Origin of the sequence: Arthrobacter sp. ok909, from assembly GCF_900104405.1 — a bacterium.
Taxonomy (GTDB): Bacteria; Actinomycetota; Actinomycetes; order Actinomycetales; family Micrococcaceae; genus Arthrobacter; species Arthrobacter humicola.
The window spans coordinates 35,308-55,719 of sequence record NZ_FNJS01000004.1 but is presented as its reverse complement, the minus strand read 5'-3'; the positions used below and the strand labels follow the sequence as shown (position 1 = coordinate 55,719).

The window sequence follows — 20,412 nt, the reverse complement described above, 5'->3', positions numbered from 1 at the left end:
TCCCAGTAACCGCGCGGTGAAACAGGGCAAAAGAATGTGGACAATTGCCCCCAAATAGAACCTCAAATGCGGGATGATACGGCACCGAACTCGGAAACTCCAGAGAAATCCCGTAAAATTGAAGGCCTGCCCAGAGCGGGGCAGCTACAAGTCGCAAGCAAATGACCTCCATAGGAGTGGCCCAAATGCCCACAGACCGAAGCATGACCGACTCTTCAGCAGGCGTTTTGAGCGCCAGCGGAACCAACCAAGTGGCACCCAAGGGTGCGAAGAAACCAAAGCTGCGTCGCCGTCGACTCCGTGAGTCCGACGTCAACGTTGTCGACCAGCCGATGCTCAAGAAAGCGCTCGGCGGCACCATCGTGGGTAACACCATGGAATGGTACGACGTCGGCGTGTTCGGCTACCTGATCACCACCATGGGACCGGTGTTCCTGCCGGACGCGGACAAATCCGTCCAGACCCTGTTCCTGCTGGGAACCTTTGCCGCCACCTTCATCGCCCGCCCCCTCGGCGGCGTCGTGTTCGGCTGGCTCGGCGACAAGGTCGGCCGCCAGAAGGTGCTCGCCGCGACCCTGATGATCATGGCCGCCAGCACCTTCGCCGTCGGGCTCCTGCCCGGCTATGCCCAAATCGGCATCTGGGCCGCGGTCCTGCTGGTCCTGTTCAAGGTCATCCAGGGCTTTTCCACCGGCGGCGAATACGCCGGTGCCACCACCTTCGTCAGCGAGTACGCCCCGGACAAGCGGCGCGGATTCTTCGCCAGCTTCCTGGACATGGGCAGCTACCTCGGCTTCGCCCTTGGCGCGGCACTCGTTTCGGTGCTGCAACTGACCCTCGGCCAGGACACCATGGAGCAGTGGGGCTGGCGGATTCCGTTCCTGCTTGCCGGTCCGCTCGGCCTGATCGCCGTGTACTTCCGGAGCAAGATCGAGGAATCGCCGCAGTTCCAGGCCACCCTGGACGCCCAGGAAAGCCTGGCAAAGGACGCCACCGCCTCGGACGCCGCAGCCTCCAAGGGCCCGGTGGGCATCGTGAAGGCATACTGGCGCTCCCTGATCGTGGCGATGATCCTGGTTGCGGCGGCAAACACCGCCGGCTATGCCCTGACCTCCTACATGCCGACGTACCTGACGGAGTCCAAGGGCTACGACGAGCTGCATGGCACCCTGCTGACCATCCCCGTGCTGGTCATCATGAGCCTGTGCATCCCGCTGACCGGCAAGCTCTCTGACCGGATCGGCCGCCGCCCCGTGCTGTGGATCGGTGCCGTCAGCACGGTTGTGCTGGCTACCCCGGCGTTCCTGCTCATCGGCATCGGCGAAATCTGGTCCACCCTGGCCGGCCTCTCCCTGATTGCCTTCCCGGTGACGTTCTACGTGGCCAACCTGGCCTCTGCCCTGCCGGCCCAGTTCCCGACGGCCAGCCGCTACGGCGCCATGGGCATCGCGTACAACTTCTCCGTGGCCATCTTCGGCGGCACCACGCCGTTCATCGTGGCCGCCCTCATCAATGCAACCGGCAACGACATGATGCCGGCCTACTACCTGATGGCCACCTCGGCGATCGGCGCAGTGGCGATCTACTTCCTCAAGGAGTCCGCCCAGATGCCGCTTCCGGGCTCCATGCCGAGCGTGGACACCCAGGCCGAGGCCCGCGAACTGGTCGCGACGCAGGACGAAAACCCGCTGATCGACCTCGAGCACATGGACATGCCGATGGTCCCGGCCCCGGCCGCAGACTCGGCAACAGGGCGCGTCGACGCCGGGAAAGTCCCGGCTGGGGCCTAGTCCGGCCCGTCCCGGCCCGGCAGCATTAGTCCGGACTCCGTAACAGCCCCGCCCTTTGAGGCCTGTTCCGTATGCTTACCCGTTGGGGGACGCATACGGAACAGGCCTTAGGCGTGTCCGCCCTCCGATCAGCCCCCGGGGAATCCCGGAGAACCCGGGAAAACCCCGGAGAAAGCCGAGAGGCAGTCTCATGTCCCTGCAGCGCCACGTGCGTTCGCTGCACAGCCTGGCCCCGGCCAACAAAGACCACGTGTCGGCGTGGCGGGTGGCGATCAGCGTCGCCGTGCCGTCCCTCGTGCTGCTGGCAAGCGGGCACCCGGAGCTGATCGCCTACGCCGTCTTCGGCGCACTGACCGGCATGTACGGCCGCACCGAGCCCCACCAGCTCAGGCTCCGGCACCAAGGCCAGGCGGCTGTCCTCCTGCTCACCGGCGTAGGAACGGGCGTCCTTCTCTCGGCCCATCACATCCACTCGTGGGCGCTGGTGCTCACGGAGGCCGTGTTCGCCGGCGCGGGATCGCTGTTCGCGGACAGGACCACCCTGAAACCGGCCGGCCCCTTCTTCGGGATCCTGGCACTGGGGGCGTGCGCGTCCGTTCCCGCCACCGTCCCCTGGCATGTCGCCGTCCTCATCGCCGCCGGATCGGCCGCGTTCTCGATCGCCGTCGGCTTTGGCGGTTGGTTCCGGGGCCGGACCTGGCAGCGCGGCTGGCGGCGGGATGTCACGGTACTGCGCGGGGAACGCCGCCGGGCCGCGTGGCTTCACGCCGCCCGCTACGTCAGCGCCGTCGGCGCCGCCGGGGCCATCGGTGTCCTCAGCGGCAGCGGCCACCCGCACTGGGCCATGGCCGCCGCCGCGGTGCCGCTTGCCGGGGCGGATCTGCCCAGCAGCGTCTACCGCGGCATCCACAGGATCGTCGGCACACTCCTGGGCCTCGTGGTGGTGGCAGCGGTCTTGTTCCCTTGGCCGGGATCACCGCTGCAGGCCTTCCCCGGCCATGCAGCTGCCGTCATGGCCTGCCTGGTGATCGTACTGCAGTTCAGCACGGAGCTGTTCATGACCCGGCACTACGGCCTCGCCATGATCTCCTTCACCCCGGTGATCCTGCTCATCGGACAGCTTGCGGCGCCGGCCGACCCGCAGGTCCTTGTGACCGAACGGGCCGTCGAGACGCTGGTGGGCGCCGCCGTCGGGATCCTCGTCGTCGTACTCATCCGGCCCAGACTGATCCGGCACAGACTGATCCGGCGCGGTCGCGCGGCCGGCCCCTGAGGAACCCGGCGCTCTTACTTCGCGCGGCGCGGCGGTCCGGCGACGAGCCGCGACGGGAGCACCCGCGAAACCGATGTCAGGACCTTGTAGCGCCTGCTGGGAATCGAGACGGCCTTGCCCTTGGCGTTATCGGCCAGGGCCTCGCTGACCACCTGGCGGGCCTCGAGCCACATCCAGCGGGGCGCCACGGTCTTGTCCATCCCCATCCGGTCGTGGAACTCCGTGTGGGTGAAGCCGGGGCACACGGCAGTGACCTGCACCCCGCGCGCCGCGTAGGCCATATTGGCCCAGCGCGAGAAACTCAGCAGCCACGCCTTCGCCGCCGAGTACGTGCCGCGGGGCAGGAAGGCCGCCACGCTGGCGACGTTGATGATCCTGCCGGACTGCCGGACGAGCATGCCCTGCAGGGCGGCATGGGTCAGCTCCATGGCGGTTTCAACATGAAGTTTCAGGTGCCGCTTCTCCTCGGCAATGTCGTTGTCCTCGAAGGACCGCAGCAACCCGATTCCCGCGTTGTTGACCAGGATTTCGACGGGCCGGGCGGGATCGGCGAGGCGCGCGACGACGGCGGCGATCCCGGCGTCGTCCGTCAGGTCCGCGGCGATCGTCTCCGCCGCGGAGCCGTACCGGTTCTCCAGCTCCGCGGCAGTGGCCGCGAGGCGGCCGGCGTCGCGGGCCACAAGCACGACCCGGTGGCCCTGCTCAGCAAGCTGGCGGGCGAACTCGGCACCGAGGCCCGCTGTTGCGCCCGTGATGAGAGCGGTGCTGCCCGGTGTGGACGCTGTGTGTGGGTTCATAGCGACAGCCTAGCCTCGTGCGGGCTCAGGCCAGGGCCGTGTCCTGCGCCAGTTCTTCCTCCTCGGGGCCTTCCCCCTCCGTCAGGTGGCGGTTCTGGAGCTCTTCGGCCGCGAGCTCGTACCAGGTGTGCGCGCCAAATGACGGGCTGCTGGTGTCGAGGTGGCGGTAGAGGGCGTCCGCGAGGCGGCACAGCGCGGTGTCGGACAAGGCGCGGACCGTGGCGGCTGGATCGAGCGTGCCTTCGAAGTACTCCGAGAGCGCCAGCCCGTTGATGGTGCCGAAGTCATTGACTCCGCCGGTTTCCGCGGCCAGCGGGCTGTTGGCATCCCCCGGCCCGGAGTCGGGTCCGGAACCGAACCCGACGTCGAGCAGTCCGGCTGGTTCGCTGTTGCCGGCCGAGACGGTGACAGGGGCCGGGCATAAATCGGTCTCGAGTCCGGCGAGGACTTCGGCGTCGGGCCCCACGTGCAGGAGGCAGATGGGCAGAACGGCCGGCTCGTGGAGGGTGAGTCGGAACGGCACGGGCGCGGCGGAATCCCCGGCGTCAGGGGCCGGCAACGGTCCGCTGTCCGCGAGCCGCCGAAGGTCAAGCAGCACTTCCGGATCCAGATGGGAGGCGCCGTGGAGGTTGATCACCACCTCGGCTCCCGCTTCGAGGCGGCACGCGCGGCGCACGATATGCAGGAGCGCAGCGGAATCGGACTGGGTAACGCAGCCGGTGACTTCGAGGGTGACATGTGCGGGATCGACGTCCACGCGGACAAGCACACGCAGTTTATGGTTCATGGGGTTCTCCAAAGGGACCTGTCCAAGAGCCAACTGCATAACTCTGCTCAAACCTTACGAGGTTGTTGCCCGGCTCACAAGCCGGGCCCGGCGCCCATGGCAGTTCCGGGCCCCTGCCGGCCGGCGCGCCATGCCCGAGGGGCTAAGCTCCCTCGGGTGCCCGTTCCGGCCAGTCCACGTACTGGTGGTACGTCTCATGCCTGCGCAGATAGCGGTACATGAACGGGCAATTGGGGATGATCCGCTTGCCGGAGGCCACCACGTCGTCGAGGGCGAAATGCGCCAGCACTTTCGCGAGCCCCTGCCCCTGGAACTGCGGTGACGTGTCCGTGTGGATGAAGTCGATGTGACCCGGCCGGTCGATGAAGCGCACCTGGACGGCGAGCTTGCCGCCGACGTGGAGCTCGTAGCGGTGCAACTCGTCGTTCCGGGTGGTGGCAACGTCCGGGCTGAAGGGGTCTTCCGTGGCTGCCGAGTTCTCCGTCATGGTTCGACATTGGCACTTAATGGCGGGTGTGGCAATGGCGGTTCTGGTCCGCCGGACCGTTCAGCCGGCGTAATGAGCCGGGCCGGTATCCGTCCCAGCAGCACGACCGCGAGCGCGAAGCAGCCGGCGCCGCCGCCCAGGAGCCCTAGCGTGAGCCCGTTGAGCGCTGCTTGGACCGCCGGAACAAAAACGGCGACGGCGGCCAGCAGCACGGCCGCCGCCGGACGGCTCGGTGACGGGCCGGACGACGTCGGCCGATTCTCCAGCCGGCCAAACAGCGCCACTACCGGCAGCAACAGCGCGATGACGGCCATCAGCACCAGCGGCCGCCCCCACCACCACGCCGCGGATCCGCCGGCCGGCTGGGGAAAATCTGTCAGCAGCAGCACCCCGGACATCGCCGCCAGAAGGGGCAGGTGCCACAGGTAGACCGTCATGGATCGCCTGCCGGCCGCGCCCACCAGCCGGCGCACCCAGGCCAGGGACGCGATCCGGGACAGCGCCGGACGGAAAAGTTGGAGGGCGGCTGCTTGCGAAATGCCCAGGAGTACCAGCGTCAGGTTGGGCGGGTTGAGGTTCACCAGCATGTTCCCGGAGTACAGCCCCAGCAGCACGAGCAGTCCCAGCAGCAGGTTGCTGGCGACGATGATGCCAAACAGTGCCGTCCGGCCCGGCTTCGGCCCCCGGTTGTCGGCCACGATGAATCCGAGCTGCTGGACGGCGCACCACACGAACACCATGTTGAGGTAGGCAAGGTCCGGCAGCACTCCCCGCAGGCAGTCGACCGTCACCACCAGGGAGATGAGCCCGGCGAGGGTCAGCCAGGGTGCGCGGGCGTGCAGACCCGCCAGCCAGGGAAGATTGAGTTGCGCGGCGAGGTACGCGGCGAGGAACCACAGCGGCGTTCCCGCGCCACTGGTGAGCAACTGGATGACCTCCGGGTCAACGCCTGAGAGCAGTGCTAGCGACAGAGCAGTGAACATGACGGCCAGCAGGACGGCAGCCGGACGGATCAGGCGCAGCATCCGGATCTGCATGAAATCAAAGGCAGTGCCGCCCCTGGCCCGGAGCCGCCGCCAGGACTGCAGCCCGGTGATCCCGCCGGCCACGAAGAACAGCGGCATGATCTGGAGGACCCACACGACGGGTTCAAACCAGTGCTGGTTGCCCAGGGTGTTCTCGCTCGTCACCGTCCCGTCAGGGTGGAGGACGGGACTCACCATCATGGTGTGTCCGACCACCACCAGCGTCAGGCAGAAGAACCTGGCAAGGTCAATAACCGGGTCGTAGTCCGGCATCGGGGCCGGGCCGCCGGCTGCCCGCTGCTGTGGAACCATGGCGCCCCCTGGAAAGGCCTGCTGTGTTGCCTCCATTGTCGGCCTTGGGAGGCCTATCGGCGAGGGGTCCTACGGCCCGGTTCCGCACCGGCGTTCAGGCGGTGCGGACCCGGGACCGGGACGACGGCGGGCAGTGGCGTCGCGCACGCCGCTGCCCGCTGCCGGTGCTCTCAGCGGGAGAGCGTCGCCAGGGCGGTGGCCGCGAAACTCCGGGCGGAGGCATCCCACAAGCCCAGCAATGCCTGGAGGTTCTCGCCGTCGGCCCGGTGGGCGGCGGTCTGTTCCTCGAGGACGGCCAGGACGCCGGTGCGCAGCTCGGTGTTGAAGTTGACCTTGCCCACGTTCATGGCCGCGGCCTTGACCAGTTCCGCCGCCGGAATGCCCGAGGCGCCATGCAGGACCAGCGGGATCCGGGTCCGTACGGCGATGTCCTGCAGCACGTCCCAGCGCAGCCGGGGCTCCCCCTTGTACTTTCCATGGACGTTGCCCACGGCCACGGCGAGCAGCTGCGCCCCCGTGCGGGCCACGAAGTCCTCCACCTGGGCGGAGTCGGTGAGGCCGGAGGGGTCCTCCCCTGATGCGCTGCCTGCGCCGTCTGCGGCGCCGGTACCGAAGGCCCGGTCCTCGTCGCCGGCCAGTCCGCCGAGTTCTGCTTCAATCACGACGTCGGCGTTGCCCTGCGCGGCGAGGTCCGCACGGACGCCGCGGACCAGGGCGATGTTCTCGTCGTAGGGCAGCGAGGATCCGTCGACCAGCACCGAGTCGGCGCCCGCGGCGACGGCGTCCGCGATCACCTGGGGATCGGCGGCGTGGTCCAACTGCACCGCAATCGGTACTCCGGCGGCGTCGGCGAGCCCGCGGAGGGCGGCGATCAGCCGCAGCCCGTTGGGCGTGGCCGCGGTCTTCGGTGCGACAAGCAGGATGGCGCCCCGGCCGGCCTCCTCGGCCGCCCGCACAACGGCGAGCGCGGTGGTGAAGTCGTAGCACGTGAACGCCGGCACGGCCGAGCCCTGCTGCAGGGCGGCACTGACCAGGGCGTCGAGTCGGGTACGCATCAGGCGCTCAGGCCTCCCACCAGCATCCAGGCCACGAACGTCAGAGCGAACCCTGCCAGTCCCAGCACGGTGGTGAGCACGGTCCAGGTCCTGAGGCCGTCGGCGACGGTCAGGCCGTAGTACCGCACAACCACCCAGAAGCCGGCATCGGTCACGTGGGACAGGCCGAGGGCGCCGAAGCCGATGGCGATCACGATCACGGCAATCTGGGCCGGGGTGTAGCCGCCACCGGCGACGGCTGAGGAGAGCAGGCCGGCCGTCGTGACGATCGCGACCGTGGCCGAGCCCTGGGCGGCGCGGAGGGCAAGCGAGATGATGAAGCCGAGTAGCAGCAGTGGCACCCCGAGGGTGTCGAGGGACTCGGAGAGCGCCGTCCCGATGCCGCTGACCTGCAGGACGCTGCCGAAGACGCCGCCGGCGGCGACCACCATAAGGATGGAGGCAATCGGGGGCAGGGCGCCTTCGAAGATTTCTCCGGTTTCTGTCAGCGACCACCGGCGGCGGACGGCCAGGAGGAAGAAACAGAGCGCCACAGCGACGAGGAGGGCGAAGACGGGGTTGCCGACGAAAGCAGAGACGCCGTACCAGAAGCTGTTCTTGTCGATCACGAGGGTGCCGACGGTGCCGAGGAGGATCAGCACGATGGGGGTGGCGATGAGGAAGATGATCAGTCCGGGGCGAGGCGCGGCCATGGCTTTGCTGCCCGGGCCCTCGTGACCGACGCGGACCAGGGAATCGGAGCCGAACTCGTCCACCTGGGCTTTGACGGTGGGCAGCAGATCGTAGTTCTTGCGGTTCATGATGGACGCAACCCAGTAGGACAGGAAGCCCAGCGGGACACAGATCGTCAGCGAGATCAGGGCGATCAGTCCAATGTCGGCGCCCAGCACGCCGGCACCGGCCACAATGCCCGGGTGCGGCGGCACGGCCACGTGGATGGCCAGCATGATGCCAGCCATGGGCAGGCCGAACTTGACCGGGTGGACGTTGGCGATCTTGGCGAACGCGTAGACGATCGGCACCAGCACGATGATGCCAACTTCGAAGAACACCGGAATCGCGACGAGGAAGCCCACGGCGGTGAGAGCCACAGCCACGCGCCTGGCGCCGAGCTTGGCGGTGAAGTGGTCGGCGAGGGACTGCACGCCGCCGGAGATTTCGATCATGCGCCCCAGGATGGCGCCGAGGGCGATGAGGAGCGCGACCTTGCCCATGGTGCTTCCCACGCCGTTGGCCACCACGGTGAAGACGTCCTTGAGCGGGATCTGCGCGGCGACGGCCACCAGGATGCTGACGGTCAGCAGGGCCACGAAGGCCTGGATCTTGAAGCGGATGATCATGATCAGCAGCAGGGCGACGCCGGCAGCCGCGATGGTCAGCAGCAGCGGAGTTCCCAGCTGCACGGCCGGCTTGATGACGGGCGCGTCGGCCGCGCGCACCATCAGGAAATTGAGCAGGGGGGGCATGAGGGGGTGTCTCCTTTGACAGGAAGGTCGTCGATACGTCGTCGGGAAAAGTGGCGGGGAGGGGGCCGGCGACGGTGGAGGGGATCCGCCCTCGCCGGCCGTTGAAGAGCTGTCTAGGCGGTGCGCTTGCTGGGTGCGACAACCTTGATGACGGCGGAGTCATCGGCGGCGGCGAGGCCCTGGGCCTGGCCGAGGAGGTAGAGCTGCTCCGCGGCGGCGGCCACGGGGGCGGCGAGCCCGGCGGCGCGGGTGGCCTTGCCGACAATCCCCATGTCCTTGACGAAGATGTCCAGGCGGCTGAGGACCTCGGCGCCGTCCTCGGAGTAGGCCTCCAGGATGCGCGGGCCGCGGTTGGAGAGCATGAAGGAGCCCGCCGCGCCGGCTTCGAGGGCGGCGAGGGTCTTGCCCTGGTCCAGGCCCAGGGCGTCTGCCAGCGCCATTGCCTCGGCAGCGGCGGCGATGTGGACGCCGCAAAGCAGCTGGTTGACGGTCTTGAGGGCCTGGCCGTCGCCGGGCTTCTCACCCACCACGGTCAGTGTGGAGGCGAGGAGCTCCAGGACGGGGCGGGCGGTTTCGAGGGCGGCCGGCTCGGCGCCGACGACGATCAGGAGGTCGCCTTCGCCGGCGCGCTTCGGGCCGCCGGAGAGCGGTGCGTCAACCAGGGCCACGCCGTGCTCGGCAAGGCGGGCAACGGTGGCCGGGATGGCTTCGGTGCCCACGGTGCTGCCAAGGATCACGACGGCGCCCGGCTTCAGCACAGCGGCCACACCGTGCTCGCCGAAGAGGACGTCGTCCAGCTGTTCGCCGTTGCGCACCGCCAGCAGCAGGGCGTCGGCGCCCTCGGCGGCTTCACGGGCGGAACTGAAGGTGCGGACCCCGGCTTCTTGGGCGAGCGCGAGGCGTGGCTCGGCAATGTCGAAGCCGTGGACGGTCAGACGGGTGGCGAGGCGCGCGGCCATGGGCAGTCCCATGGCGCCCAGGCCCAGAACGGTGACTTTGTAATCGGTGGTCATGATCTTCTCCATTGGAAGTGAAGCGGGGAATAAGGCGGAAGGAAAGCGGGGGTTCAGAAGGTGCTGCTGAGCTTGCGGGTGACCTGGGCCAGGGACTGGTCGTCGCCGACGTTGCCGGCGAAGACGACGTACGGGATGCCCTTGGCCGGGCCGTCCACCGGCTCCCAGAGGCTCACGATGCCCGGCAGCATGGGTCCGCGGACGATTGCGTGGCGGATTTCCAGGCCGTGCGCGGCGACGTCCGAGGACGTGATGCCGCCCTTGGCGATCACGAAGCGGGGCGGGAAGGTCTTGAGCGTGCGGTTCACCACGGCGACGACGGCGGCGGAGACGGTGCGGGCGATCCGCAGGCTTTCGGCGGCGTCGGAGGTCTTGATCAGCAGCCGGCTGGTGTGGACGATCACGTCGCCGGCGCGGAGGGCAGCGACCACCGTGCCGACGGTTTCGTCGAGGTTCGCCCCCGCGTTGTCGCCGAGCAGCTGTTCGACGTCGATCTCCACGATCCGCGCCGCGCTGTGCTGCTCGGTGAGGGCATTGAGCTGGCGGGTGGTGACGCCGACATGCGAGCCGACGACGATCAGGCCGCCGGCTTCCGACGGCGTGTTGCCGGCATATGCTTCGTCGCCGCTGAGTTCGGTGCGGATTTCCTGGCCGATCCGTGCCCGGACAAAGGGCGGCCCTACGCGGTAGAGCAGTTTCTTGCCGCGGCGCTCTGCTTCTTCCAGGCCCAGGGCCAGGGCGCGGAGATCGTTTTCGGTGACGATGTCCGCCACGATCGGCGTGGAGTCCGTGGCTGGCGCGATGGCATCGGCAATGGCCTTGGCCGAGATCAGCGGATCATTTGAGGCCCGGATGATGTCCAGATCCAGCACGATCACCGAATCCGCGGGGAACCGGCCCTTCGACTTTTCCTCGACGTACTTGGCCATCTCCGAATTGGCGAAACCGAAGCTGGCGTCCCGGGCGAATTCGGTTTCGGCCACGGGGGTGAGCTGTCCGGCGTCCTCGCCCGTGCCGCGCATGAAGTGCACGCCGCCGATGGTCACGCGGCCCGCATCGGGGAACGCGGGAACAATCACGACGCCGTCCGTCGTCTCGCCGTTGACGGCCGTGACGGTGGCGGCGATGACGTCGGGTTCGAGCGGGTAGTGGCCGCGGAGGGTGGAATCGCTGCGGCTGACGAAGCTGAGCCGGAGTGCCGGATCAGCCGAAGCGGCGGCCGCGAGGGCATTCCGGACGATCTCCTCGTTGCGGGATGCCGCCTCTGCCGGGTCAAGGCTGCGGGTGTTGGTCAGCACGTAGACCGCGCGCTGGCGCTGGCCGTCGACTTCGTAGCCGAACGCCCAGGCGAAGTCCGCCACGTCCCAGCGCGTGAGAACCGGGAGGTTCGCCACGGACTGGGTGCCGGTGGGGTCGTCGTCGAGCACTATCAAGACGCGGGGGGATGCCTCGGACGAGGCCGCCACGCTGTCCGCCACTAGCCGGGCGGGGATCTGTACTTCCGCGGGGAAAGCGGCCAGCACGTCTGCTTCGAGGGGCACTATGCACTCCATTGTGTGGGGATCTATCGGTGAAAAGCTACGGCCCGGGAGGGAACCGCAGTTAAAACTAAATGTAAGATGTCAGACATCTTATTTCCGAGTGCTAGTGTGGCATATGGCACAACGACGCGCAAGTAGACTTGGCCATCAGGGAACATGCCATGAGACAAAACATCAGGCAGAGCTTCAGGCAAAGCGGAGTCGCTGGACGGGGAGAATTGGCTAGGAAATCGCTGGTCGGCGTAGTGGCCGATGAACTGCTGGACCGGATCATTGCCGGCGAATTTCCGCCCGGCGCAAGCGTCCCCGGCGAACTGGAGCTCAGCTCGCGGCACGAAGTCAGCCGAATGACCGTGCGCGAGGCCATGAAGACCCTCGAAGCCCAGCGGATTCTCAGCGTGGAACGCGGCCGGGGCACATTCGTGAACCCGGTGAACCGCTGGGGCTCCCTGGACGCCGTGCTGCGGGCGGCCTCGGAAGGCACAAACGACGCCTCCGCCGCCATTCAGCTCATCGAGCTGCGCCGGATGCTGGAGACGGGCGCCTGCGAGCTCGCCGCCGGACGGATGGCGGATTCGGACATCCAGACTCTCCGCGCGCACGTGGAAAAGATGCGGCTGGCGCACGAGCGCAACGATCTGGCGGCCTTCGTGGAGGCGGACCTGGCCTTCCATGACCTCATCCTGCAGGCGTCGGACAATGTCTTCGTCGCCGTGTTGTTCGAGCCGCTGCACCGCGTCCTGGAGAAGCGGCGGACGGAAACGTCCAAGGTGCCGGACATCCAGGAGCATGCAATCGGACACCACCAGAACATCGCGGATGCCCTCGCCTCACGGGACCCGCACCGCGCCCGCGATGCCATGGACGCGCACATGCAGCAGACCCTGGATGATCTGAAGACCTATGTCCTGGGCGACGGAACCGCCTGACACCGACGCACCGGTCCGGGCGGCCCACAGCGGACGCGCCCGGTGGAAGCACTCAGGCGAGCGAGAGGAAGAGCTTCTCCAGTTCGGCCCGGTCCAGGCTGGGGTCCTCCTGTTGCATGCAGTGCTGCAGGCCCGTGGCGATGATGGAGAATCCGGCTTTGTCCAGGGCGCTCGATACGGCAGCCAGCTGGGTCACGACGCTCTTGCAGTCACGGCCCTCCTCGATCATCCGGGTGACCGCGGCAAGCTGGCCCTGGGCGCGGCGAAGCCGGTTGATGACAGGCTTCATGTCTGTGGGATCGAGTTCCATTTGTTCCTCCGGGTTCGATGCGTCAGCTTTAATATCATACCCCCCTGAGTATTTGGGCGACCTCGTCGCCGCGACGGCGACGCGGGCTCCGTGACCGGCCCCGGAGCGGACATGGGAGCGTCTCCACGACGCGTCGCTAGGGGCATAAGTACCTTGTGCGGCATGCATTATCGGCGTATTGCTGGTGATGTGAACGCCGCCAGGTTCCCCGAGCCGGACGCCGGCCATACCGGCGCCAACACCCCCTCCCCGGGGCCATGGCCACGGGGGAACCAGGGCTCCGCACGGGGGCAGTACGGCGCCTGGCACTCACAGCCGTGGAGCCGGTACGTCGCCCTGGGGGATTCATTCACGGCAGGCGTCGGCGACCCGGAGCCGCTGAGCCCCGGCGGCATGCGCGGGTGGGCCGACCGCATTGCCGAAGAACTCGGCGAGGGTCGCGAGTTCGGCTACGCCAACCTGGCCATCAGCGGCCTGGTCCTGCGCGACATCCTTGACCAGCAGCTCGGGCCGGCCTTGAGCCTGAAGCCGGACCTCGTGACCCTCTCGGCCGGCGGGAACGATCTCGTGTTCCACCGCGGCGATCCGGACCGGATGGCCGCCGCCCTTGACGACGCTGTGGCCGCGCTCTCGGCCACCGGGGCAACGGTGGTCCTGTTTACCGGCCCGGACTGGGGCGAGACGCCCGTGTTTGGGCACATCCGCGGCAAGGTCGCGGTGTTCAACGAGAATATCCGCGTCATCGCCGCCCGGCACAACGGGGTCATCGCCGACCTGTGGGCGCTGCGGCAACTAAGCGATCCGCGGATGTGGGACCCTGACCGCCTTCACTTTTCGCCGCTGGGACACCACACCATTGCCGCCATGGTCCTGGACACGCTCAGCGTGCCGCACCGGCTGCGGCCGCTGGAACCCAAGCCCATGCCGCCCGGCAACTGGCGCGAAACCCGGGCCGGAGACCTCGCCTGGGTGGCGCACTACATGCTGCCCTGGATGGTGAGCCGGATCAGGCCGCGGGCCGACACCCTGCCCCGCCAGGCCAAGCGCCCGCTGCCGGGCCCGCCCCCCGGGTCCCCGAGCCCGGGCCCCGCACCCCTAGTCCGGCCGGGTTCCGTGGGCTAGTCTGCAGGAACGGCCCACAGCCGGGCATCGATGGCGATCACGAGGAGCGAAGTTGTCTAATCACACCTACAGCATTTCTGAAATTGTCGGAACCTCGAACGAGAGTGTCGATGCGGCCGTCCGGAACGGCATTGCCGAGGCCGCCAAGACTCTGCGGAACCTTGACTGGTTCGAAGTGAAGGAAATCCGCGGCCACCTTGAGAACGGTCAGGTCGCGGACTGGCAGGTCACCATCAAGCTCGGGTTCCGCCTGGAGCGCTGACCCCCGCTTCGGAGCGGCAGCGGCGCGCACCGGGCCGCCTTCGGAGCCAACCCGCAACGCGTCAGGGCGGAGGAGGTCAGGACGGAGAGGAACGCTTCATGCGCTATACGCATCTGGGCCGCTCCGGCCTGACAGTCTCGCGCCTGTGCCTGGGCACCATGAACTTTGGCCCGCAGACCGGGGAGGCGGAGGCTTTCGCCATCCTGGACACCGCGCAGGCAGCCGGCATCAATTTCGTCGATACCGCCAATGTGTACGGCGGGTCGAGCCACCGCGGCTGGACCGAGGAAATCCTCGGCCGCTGGTTTGCCCAGGGGGGCGAGCGCCGTGAGCGCACGGTGCTCGCCACCAAGCTGTTCGGCACCATGACGGACAGGCCCAACGAGTCCAAGCTCTCGGCTCTCCACATCCGCCGGGCGCTCGACGCCAGCCTGAAACGGCTGCAGACGGATTACATCGATCTCTACCAGTTCCATCACGTGGACCGGAACACGCCGTGGGAGGAGATCTGGCAGGCCGTCGAGGTCGCCGTGCAGCAAGGCAAAATCCTGTACAGCGGCAGCAGCAACTTCGCGGGCTGGCACATTGCCCGCGCGCAGGAAACAGCGGCACGCCGCAACTACAACGGGCTGGTCAGTGAGCAGTCGATCTACAACCTGCTGACCCGGGACGTGGAACGGGAAGTGATTCCTGCCGCGCAGCAGTACGGCCTGGGGCTCCTGCCGTGGTCGCCGCTGCACGGCGGCCTGCTGGGCGGGGTGCTGAAGAAGGAGCGCGACGGCGTCCGCCGCATCGCCGGCCGCGCCCACGAGGCACTCAAGGCACACCAGAAACAGATCCGACGCTACGAGGACTTTGCCGACGAACTGGGCCAGGAGCCTGGCGATGTGGCGCTCGCGTGGCTGCTCCACCAGCCGGCAGTCACCGCGCCGATTATCGGCCCGCGCACGCTCGAGCACCTCGAAGGTGCCATCCGGGCGCAGAAATTAAAGCTCGACGCCGACGCGCTCAAGCGCCTCGACGAGATCTTCCCGGGACACCGCACGGCACCCGAAGATTACGCCTGGTAGGCCGTGGCCGCCTCCGGGCACCCTGTGGGCAATAAAACAATTTCCGAACCCGGGATGAATCCCGCGTGAACCTTCCGGCCACTTTCAGCCGTTTTCCCTGTCCGCCGGCGAAGCCTGCCGGGAGCCGGGTGGCTCTTTTATACTAAGCATGATTAGTATTAGGGCAGAAGGATGAAGCGCACCCGGCGATCCGGGTGCCTCCTCAATGAAAGAAGAAGGAACGATAAAATGGGTTTTTTCGCATTTCTGATTCTGGGCCTCATCGCCGGCGCAATCGCTAAGGCAATCCTCCCGGGACGTCAGGGCGGTGGCATCGTGATCACCCTGATCTTGGGCGTCGTCGGCGCTCTCCTGGGCGGATTCATCGGCAGTGCACTGTTCGGTGTTGGCATCAACGAGTTCTTCTCGCTGTCGACCTGGCTGCTGGCCATCGGCGGTGCGATCATCGTCCTGCTCGTTTACGGCATGATCAGCAAGCGTTCAGTCCGCTAACGCGGAAACTGACCGGAAACCGGTCCCGGGTGATCCCCGGGGCCGGTTTTTTGCACAATTTCGGCCGGACGCACCGGCGTCACGACCGCACATTTCGGCGGCACGGCCATTTCCCGGGAACCGCCACTTCTTCACGCACGACTTTTCACATACGTCCCCAAGGAACAGGAGTACAGCATGAAGGGCAAACTTCTTTTCGGCGCCGGACTGGCCGCAGGCTACGTTCTGGGCTCGCGGTCCGGCCGCGAAGCCTACGAAAAGCTCAAGTCCCGGACCACCGACCTCTGGCACAGCGAACCGGTCCAGGACAAGCTCACGGCGGCAGCCGAGACGGTCAAGGACAAAGCCCCCGAGGTCTCCGGACAGCTCACCGAGGCCGCCCGCCGTGCAGGGACGGTCCTTGGCTCAGCCGTCCACCGCGACGCCGGCCCGGAAACGTCAGTGCCGGTGGCCGCCGATATCCAATCCGACCCGGCGCTCACTGACCAGGACGGACAGGACTGGTCTGATGAAGGCGGCGCCACCCCTGCCGGCCCCGCCACCAGCGTCGAGGCGGACAAGCTGTCCTAGGCAGCTGCAGCGCCCCCGCCAGGAGAGCACCGCCCTCAACCGGGAGGCGCCAGCGTACCGGCCACCACGGTAGCGCCGAGCTCCTCAGAGCCCAGCACCCGGGCCCTCAGGCCGTGGCGGCGAAAGATCCCCGCCGTCTGCGCGGCCTGCCGGCGACTGGTCTCGATGAGCACGTGGCCGCCGGGTGCCAGCCATTGCAGCGCCCCGGCGGCCACCCTGCGCTGGACGTGAAGCCCGTCGGCACCGCCGTCCAGGCAGGTCCGCGGTTCATGCAGGCGGGCCTCCTGGGGCATGGTTTCGATCTCCGCCGACGGCACGTAGGGGGCGTTGACCGCTACCACCCGGACACGGCCCCTGAGTCCTGCAGGGAGCGGAGCATAGAGATCGCCCTCGTAGACCTCGCCACCCAGCGGCCCGACGTTGGTGCGTGCACACGCCACGGCTGCGGGGTCGATGTCGGCGCTGTGGAGTTCGAGTGGGCCGCCGAGCGCCGAAAGCGCGGCCCCGACGGCGCCGGAACCGCAGCAGAGATCGATCACCACGGGTGCCGGGCGCGCCGCCCCGTGAGGTTCCAGGCGCCATGCGGTCAAGAGCGCGGCGGCCTCCCGGACGAGGAATTCCGTCCGGCGCCGCGGGACGAACACCCCGGGGCCGACGGCGATGCGGAGTCCGCAGAATTCGGCCCAGCCGAGAATGTGTTCCAGGGGCAGGCCGGCTATCCTCCGGCGTGCCATCGCTTCGAGTGCTTCAGGCGTCGGAGCTGCCTCGAGGAGCAGGCGGGCTTCATCCTCGGCGAAAACACAGCCGGCGGCCCGGAGCCTGGCTGTGAGGGTGCTGTGAGGGGAATGGTGGCGGAGTACTGGCATGGGAGCGCCTTTCGGTCTGATGTCAGACGCCCTTACCGTGAGCTAGCCGCGGCCGACAGGCCGGCAGCACCAGGAGGGCACCCTGTCTGGACTTGTGAAAACGGGACCCACCTCCTTTTGCCGCAGTTGCTCGAACTCCCCCCATGCTACCCAAGGACAGACCGTCGCGCGGTGATTAATCCGGCGGCATTGAATCCGGGGTTTGTGGCGGCGGTTGACCGCGGCTTCCCGGTCCGGCTGGCAGGATGTCACCATGGATTCCTTCCCGGCACAAGACCTCATCTGGACCGGCTCTTACACGGCGGACTCCGGCGGCAGCGGGACGGGGATCGGCGCAGTGGCCGCGGCGGAGGACGGCACCCTGCGCTGGCTGGGTGTTGCGGCGGCGGCCGACTCTCCGTCCTTCCTGGCCGCCCACCCCTCACTTCCTGTGGTCTACGCCGTTGCCGAGCACGCACGGACGGTCAGGGCCTACCGCAGGGCCGGCGCGTTCGGCTTGGAGCCGGCGGGCCCGGCGTGGCCGGCCAGCGACGCGGCCTGCCATGTCGCCGTCGAGCCCTCCGGCCGCTTCCTGGTGGTCTGCTGCTGGGGCGACGGCCAGGTGCTGTACTACGAGCTCGACGCCGATGGCGGGATCATAGACCGGGCCGCCGCCGCGGAGTCCCGAGACCCTTATCGAGACGCTTCCGAAGGTGCACAGCGTCCCAGCCGCGCCCATGCCGCGCTCATGCTCGCGGACGGCCGGGTGATGACCACGGACCTCGGTCACGACCTCTTGCGGATCTGGAACGTCCGCCCCGGGCCGGTGCCCGGGCTGGTTCTGGACCACGAGGTGGTCCTGCCGCAGGGCAGCGGTCCCAGGCACCTGGTTCAGCACCCGGGCGGGCAGGTCTTTGTGGTGACTGAGTATTCAATTGAGGTGGCCGTGGCGGCAATGTCGCCGGGCTCGGGGGACTTCCGGCTCGGCTTCGTTGGACCGGCCACGGCCGGCGGGGCGCTGCCGGGAGATTCCGCGGCCGAGATCGCGCTGGCGCCGGACGCCGGGCACGCCTACGTTGGCGTGCGCGGCTCGAACCGGATCAGTGCGCTGGAGGTGGAGGCCGGGGGCGCGGTGCTGCGCCCGGTGGCCGATGTGCCCAGTGGCGGGGACTGGCCCCGCCATCACCTGGTCCGCGACGGATGGCTACATGTGGCCCACGAACGGTCCGGCGACGTCGTGACCTACGCCTTGGACCCGGAATCCGGGCTGCCGGGCTCCCCCTCGGACCGCCTGCGCGTGGCGTCACCCACCGCGCTGGTGCCGTCCCGGGCCCGGCTTACGCCACGGGACTGAGCGGCCGGCGCCGGGAAGCGGGAGGAGTCGCCCTCCACCCGCCGGCGAACAGCCCGGCGGCGTAGTCCCGAAGCGGCGGTACAGGCCGCTGCACCATGGCGGCGGCCGCGGCGGAAGCCTCTTCGGCCGAGGGCCGGTCAGCAGCCTCCATGGCCGTCATGGCTGCCAGGAGCGACACCCAGCGCGGTCCCAGTCCCTGCGGAATTGCGGGCCCCCTCAAGGTGCGCGCCACCAGCGACTCCACATACGTCCCTGGAAATGCCCTGGCCGCCGTCAGGCATTCCAGGAGAACCAGGCCCAGGGCATAGACGTCCGTCGCCGGATCAGCCGGGCCCCCGTTGGCCTGCTGCGGGCTCATGTAGTGCACGGTGCCGGACGACATTCCCGGCTCGAGCACGGTCCCCGCGGGGGCCGCAATACCGAAGTCCGCAATCCGCACCGGGGACCTGCGCAGGGAACTCAGCAGAATGTTGGCCGGCTTGATGTCCTGGTGGACAAGTCCGCGCGCATGCACGTGGCCAAGCCCGGACAGGGCCGCCGCGGCCCAGCCGGCGACTTCCCCGGGGTCCCCCGGGCCTGCGTGGATCCGTTCCGCCAGATTGCCGCCAAAGACGAATTCCTCCACCAGGAAGGGGCGGCCGGCCCACGGGCTTCCGTCCGGAACGCGGCCCTCACCGGCGAACGCGACCACGGCCGGATGATCCAGCCCGGACAGGATGCGGGCTTCTTCATGGATCCTGCGCGCGTGCCGGCCGTCGGGCCCCTCGGCCACCTTGACGGCCACGGGGCGCTGGTTCGCGAGATCAGTTCCGCGGAAAACGGTGGCGGTGGCTCCCCTGCCCAGGAGTTCGTGGATCAGGAACGAGCCCGGCTCGCCCGTGGGCCGGCGTGCAGGAACAACGCTGCCCGTGAGCACCGGACGGGCCGCCGCCGGAGCGGTCACCGGCTATGCCAGTAGGCGGCGGCAAGGGAGGCGCCACGCTGGTCGACGCCGTCCAGCTGGAAGCCGCAGCGGCAGCGCCACAGGGCGGGGAGGGCCGTGGAATGGCCGGCGGGCTCGAACGAGTAGGAGGCCATCGCGCCCGGTTCCGGGGACCGCCACTCCATGGGTGATCCGCAGTGCCGAGGGGCCTGGCTGTCCGTCACCCGGGGCCGAACCGTGTCCGGCAACCTCATCTCCGGCAGCGCCATATCCGCGTCGGCCAGGGCCACCTGCCCGGCAGACAGGGAACCGTCGCCGGCTCCTCCGTTGGGAGTTGCGGATTCAGTCACGACGCCTACTCTCATTCGATGGTGAGGAACAAGTAGTAAGCATACATATAACTAGTCCAACTAACTAGTTTGGCGTACTAATTTTCGCCAGGCGGAGGGGCTAGGGATGGTGCCGCTCTTGGCTGATGGCCGAGCTCATCCGGCGCAGGAACGTGATGACAACTCGGGCGTCTTCAGCGCTCATCGACTCGGCAACTTCCATCATCCGGCGGTGCATCTGCCCAAGGGTGGCGCGGACCTCGGAGTCCGTCGCGACCGTCGGCACAATAACGAGCGAGCGCCGGTCCGTGGGGTGCGGCTCGCGCCGGACATGTCCGCTGGCAACCAGCCGGTCGATCAGTGAGGTGGTGGACGCGGTGGTGATCCCCAGGACGCGGCTGAGATCCTTGGGGCCGACCCGCTCGCCGGTGGACTTGGCCCGCAGCAGGTAGCGCAGGGCCAGGAGGTCGGTCTCGCCCATACCCATCGAGTCGCGGGTGGACCGCCGGGTCGCCACCTCCGAGGCCCTGTAGTCGCGGAGGGCCTGCAGGATGGCCGCGGGGGGATCCAGCCTGTCATCGGGGCCATACCAATATCCGGAGGCCGGCGTGCCGTGGGAGTCCATCCGGCAATCCTAGCGGAACTGGTAACTAGCCTGTCG

Annotated in this window: 22 protein-coding genes; 9 read left to right on the top strand and 13 right to left on the bottom strand. The window is 68.2% G+C overall.

Annotated features, from left to right (window positions below; all coding sequences use genetic code 11):
• The first annotated feature begins 185 nt into the window (after nucleotides 1-185).
• A complete protein-coding gene (locus tag BLR03_RS04830) occupies nucleotides 186-1,790 on the top strand; it encodes an MFS transporter (protein ID WP_091250175.1) in 1,605 nt (534 codons plus the stop codon).
• Nucleotides 1,791-1,980: 190 nt separating this feature from the next.
• Nucleotides 1,981-3,063: an FUSC family protein gene (locus tag BLR03_RS04825; RefSeq protein ID WP_091250173.1), complete on the top strand. Its 1,083-nt coding sequence runs from the start codon at nucleotides 1,981-1,983 to the stop codon at nucleotides 3,061-3,063.
• A gap of 14 nt (nucleotides 3,064-3,077) precedes the next feature.
• On the opposite strand, the gene BLR03_RS04820 is transcribed toward BLR03_RS04825, so the two are convergent.
• The 8 genes from BLR03_RS04820 to BLR03_RS04785 form a co-directional block, all read right to left on the bottom strand.
• Nucleotides 3,078-3,860, bottom strand: a complete 783-nt coding sequence (locus BLR03_RS04820) for an SDR family NAD(P)-dependent oxidoreductase (RefSeq protein ID WP_091250170.1) — start codon at nucleotides 3,858-3,860, stop codon at nucleotides 3,078-3,080.
• Nucleotides 3,861-3,885: 25 nt separating this feature from the next.
• On the bottom strand, nucleotides 3,886-4,647 hold the full coding sequence (locus BLR03_RS04815; RefSeq protein WP_091250167.1) for a hypothetical protein: 762 nt from the start codon (nucleotides 4,645-4,647) through the stop codon (nucleotides 3,886-3,888).
• Between the two features lie 142 nt (nucleotides 4,648-4,789).
• Nucleotides 4,790-5,134, bottom strand: a complete 345-nt coding sequence (locus BLR03_RS04810) for a GNAT family N-acetyltransferase (RefSeq protein ID WP_091250164.1) — start codon at nucleotides 5,132-5,134, stop codon at nucleotides 4,790-4,792.
• The gene (locus tag BLR03_RS04805) at nucleotides 5,131-6,471 is read right to left on the bottom strand and encodes an acyltransferase family protein (RefSeq protein ID WP_091250162.1); all 1,341 of its coding nucleotides are present in this window, start codon (nucleotides 6,469-6,471) and stop codon (nucleotides 5,131-5,133) included. The genes BLR03_RS04810 and BLR03_RS04805 overlap by 4 nt, the downstream gene beginning before the upstream one ends.
• Nucleotides 6,472-6,641: 170 nt before the next feature.
• On the bottom strand, nucleotides 6,642-7,526 hold the full coding sequence (locus BLR03_RS04800) for a class II fructose-bisphosphate aldolase (protein ID WP_091250159.1): 885 nt from the start codon (nucleotides 7,524-7,526) through the stop codon (nucleotides 6,642-6,644).
• Nucleotides 7,526-8,992: a GntP family transporter gene (locus tag BLR03_RS04795; RefSeq protein ID WP_091250156.1), complete on the bottom strand. Its 1,467-nt coding sequence runs from the start codon at nucleotides 8,990-8,992 to the stop codon at nucleotides 7,526-7,528. The genes BLR03_RS04800 and BLR03_RS04795 overlap by 1 nt, the downstream gene beginning before the upstream one ends.
• A gap of 113 nt (nucleotides 8,993-9,105) precedes the next feature.
• Complete coding sequence (locus BLR03_RS04790; RefSeq protein ID WP_091250154.1) at nucleotides 9,106-10,005, bottom strand: NAD(P)-dependent oxidoreductase; 900 nt, start codon at nucleotides 10,003-10,005, stop codon at nucleotides 9,106-9,108.
• A gap of 53 nt (nucleotides 10,006-10,058) precedes the next feature.
• Nucleotides 10,059-11,546, bottom strand: a complete 1,488-nt coding sequence (locus tag BLR03_RS04785) for a four-carbon acid sugar kinase family protein (RefSeq protein WP_091250151.1) — start codon at nucleotides 11,544-11,546, stop codon at nucleotides 10,059-10,061.
• Between the two features lie 218 nt (nucleotides 11,547-11,764).
• Between BLR03_RS04785 and BLR03_RS04780 the strand changes: the two genes are divergently transcribed.
• Nucleotides 11,765-12,475, top strand: coding sequence for a FadR/GntR family transcriptional regulator (locus tag BLR03_RS04780; RefSeq protein ID WP_091250148.1), 711 nt, complete (start codon nucleotides 11,765-11,767; stop codon nucleotides 12,473-12,475).
• Between the two features lie 52 nt (nucleotides 12,476-12,527).
• On the opposite strand, the gene BLR03_RS04775 is transcribed toward BLR03_RS04780, so the two are convergent.
• Nucleotides 12,528-12,785, bottom strand: a complete 258-nt coding sequence (locus tag BLR03_RS04775; RefSeq protein ID WP_091250145.1) for a metal-sensitive transcriptional regulator — start codon at nucleotides 12,783-12,785, stop codon at nucleotides 12,528-12,530.
• 162 nt (nucleotides 12,786-12,947) lie between these two features.
• Here BLR03_RS04775 and BLR03_RS04770 point away from each other — a divergent pair, with 162 nt between their 5' ends.
• The 5 genes from BLR03_RS04770 (at nucleotide 12,948) to BLR03_RS04750 (ending at nucleotide 16,301) form a co-directional block, all read left to right on the top strand.
• A complete protein-coding gene (locus tag BLR03_RS04770) occupies nucleotides 12,948-13,907 on the top strand; it encodes an SGNH/GDSL hydrolase family protein (protein ID WP_091250143.1) in 960 nt (319 codons plus the stop codon).
• A gap of 52 nt (nucleotides 13,908-13,959) precedes the next feature.
• Entirely contained in the window at nucleotides 13,960-14,169 is a 210-nt protein-coding gene (locus tag BLR03_RS04765) for a dodecin (RefSeq protein ID WP_091250140.1), read from the top strand.
• Between the two features lie 98 nt (nucleotides 14,170-14,267).
• Nucleotides 14,268-15,239, top strand: coding sequence for an aldo/keto reductase (locus BLR03_RS04760; RefSeq protein ID WP_091250137.1), 972 nt, complete (start codon nucleotides 14,268-14,270; stop codon nucleotides 15,237-15,239).
• A gap of 228 nt (nucleotides 15,240-15,467) precedes the next feature.
• Nucleotides 15,468-15,731, top strand: a complete 264-nt coding sequence (locus BLR03_RS04755) for a GlsB/YeaQ/YmgE family stress response membrane protein (protein WP_091250134.1) — start codon at nucleotides 15,468-15,470, stop codon at nucleotides 15,729-15,731.
• A 177-nt stretch (nucleotides 15,732-15,908) separates the two neighbouring features.
• Nucleotides 15,909-16,301 carry a YtxH domain-containing protein gene (locus tag BLR03_RS04750; protein ID WP_091250131.1) on the top strand — a complete coding sequence of 131 codons (393 nt, stop codon included), beginning with the start codon at nucleotides 15,909-15,911 and terminating at the stop codon, nucleotides 16,299-16,301.
• A 35-nt stretch (nucleotides 16,302-16,336) separates the two neighbouring features.
• Here BLR03_RS04750 and BLR03_RS04745 read toward each other — a convergent pair whose 3' ends face one another.
• Nucleotides 16,337-17,167: a putative protein N(5)-glutamine methyltransferase gene (locus BLR03_RS04745; protein ID WP_091250128.1), complete on the bottom strand. Its 831-nt coding sequence runs from the start codon at nucleotides 17,165-17,167 to the stop codon at nucleotides 16,337-16,339.
• 253 nt (nucleotides 17,168-17,420) lie between these two features.
• Between BLR03_RS04745 and BLR03_RS04740 the strand changes: the two genes are divergently transcribed.
• The gene (locus BLR03_RS04740) at nucleotides 17,421-18,500 is read left to right on the top strand and encodes a lactonase family protein (RefSeq protein ID WP_175460413.1); all 1,080 of its coding nucleotides are present in this window, start codon (nucleotides 17,421-17,423) and stop codon (nucleotides 18,498-18,500) included.
• On the opposite strand, the gene BLR03_RS04735 is transcribed toward BLR03_RS04740, so the two are convergent.
• The 3 genes from BLR03_RS04735 to BLR03_RS04725 all read right to left on the bottom strand — a co-directional run bounded on the left by BLR03_RS04735 (nucleotide 18,484) and on the right by BLR03_RS04725 (nucleotide 20,376).
• A complete protein-coding gene (locus BLR03_RS04735) occupies nucleotides 18,484-19,443 on the bottom strand; it encodes a serine/threonine-protein kinase (protein WP_254788162.1) in 960 nt (319 codons plus the stop codon). The two genes, BLR03_RS04740 and BLR03_RS04735, sit on opposite strands and share 17 nt — an antisense overlap.
• A complete protein-coding gene (locus tag BLR03_RS04730) occupies nucleotides 19,440-19,772 on the bottom strand; it encodes a hypothetical protein (protein ID WP_091250126.1) in 333 nt (110 codons plus the stop codon). Before BLR03_RS04730 ends, BLR03_RS04735 begins: the two co-directional genes overlap by 4 nt.
• Before the next feature lie 100 nt (nucleotides 19,773-19,872).
• A complete protein-coding gene (locus tag BLR03_RS04725; protein WP_091250124.1) occupies nucleotides 19,873-20,376 on the bottom strand; it encodes a MarR family winged helix-turn-helix transcriptional regulator in 504 nt (167 codons plus the stop codon).
• Nucleotides 20,377-20,412 lie beyond the last annotated feature (36 nt).

Coding starts and splice junctions, on each gene's coding strand:
- BLR03_RS04830 (WP_091250175.1), top strand. CDS start 186: ATGCCCACAGACCGAAGCATGACCGACTCTTCAGCAGGCGTTTTGAGC.
- BLR03_RS04825 (WP_091250173.1), top strand. CDS start 1,981: ATGTCCCTGCAGCGCCACGTGCGTTCGCTGCACAGCCTGGCCCCGGCC.
- BLR03_RS04820 (WP_091250170.1), bottom strand. CDS start 3,860: ATGAACCCACACACAGCGTCCACACCGGGCAGCACCGCTCTCATCACG.
- BLR03_RS04815 (WP_091250167.1), bottom strand. CDS start 4,647: ATGAACCATAAACTGCGTGTGCTTGTCCGCGTGGACGTCGATCCCGCA.
- BLR03_RS04810 (WP_091250164.1), bottom strand. CDS start 5,134: ATGACGGAGAACTCGGCAGCCACGGAAGACCCCTTCAGCCCGGACGTT.
- BLR03_RS04805 (WP_091250162.1), bottom strand. CDS start 6,471: ATGGTTCCACAGCAGCGGGCAGCCGGCGGCCCGGCCCCGATGCCGGAC.
- BLR03_RS04800 (WP_091250159.1), bottom strand. CDS start 7,526: ATGCGTACCCGACTCGACGCCCTGGTCAGTGCCGCCCTGCAGCAGGGC.
- BLR03_RS04795 (WP_091250156.1), bottom strand. CDS start 8,992: ATGCCCCCCCTGCTCAATTTCCTGATGGTGCGCGCGGCCGACGCGCCC.
- BLR03_RS04790 (WP_091250154.1), bottom strand. CDS start 10,005: ATGACCACCGATTACAAAGTCACCGTTCTGGGCCTGGGCGCCATGGGA.
- BLR03_RS04775 (WP_091250145.1), bottom strand. CDS start 12,785: ATGGAACTCGATCCCACAGACATGAAGCCTGTCATCAACCGGCTTCGC.
- BLR03_RS04770 (WP_091250143.1), top strand. CDS start 12,948: ATGCATTATCGGCGTATTGCTGGTGATGTGAACGCCGCCAGGTTCCCC.
- BLR03_RS04760 (WP_091250137.1), top strand. CDS start 14,268: ATGCGCTATACGCATCTGGGCCGCTCCGGCCTGACAGTCTCGCGCCTG.
- BLR03_RS04755 (WP_091250134.1), top strand. CDS start 15,468: ATGGGTTTTTTCGCATTTCTGATTCTGGGCCTCATCGCCGGCGCAATC.
- BLR03_RS04750 (WP_091250131.1), top strand. CDS start 15,909: ATGAAGGGCAAACTTCTTTTCGGCGCCGGACTGGCCGCAGGCTACGTT.
- BLR03_RS04745 (WP_091250128.1), bottom strand. CDS start 17,167: ATGCCAGTACTCCGCCACCATTCCCCTCACAGCACCCTCACAGCCAGG.
- BLR03_RS04740 (WP_175460413.1), top strand. CDS start 17,421: ATGGATTCCTTCCCGGCACAAGACCTCATCTGGACCGGCTCTTACACG.
- BLR03_RS04725 (WP_091250124.1), bottom strand. CDS start 20,376: ATGGACTCCCACGGCACGCCGGCCTCCGGATATTGGTATGGCCCCGAT.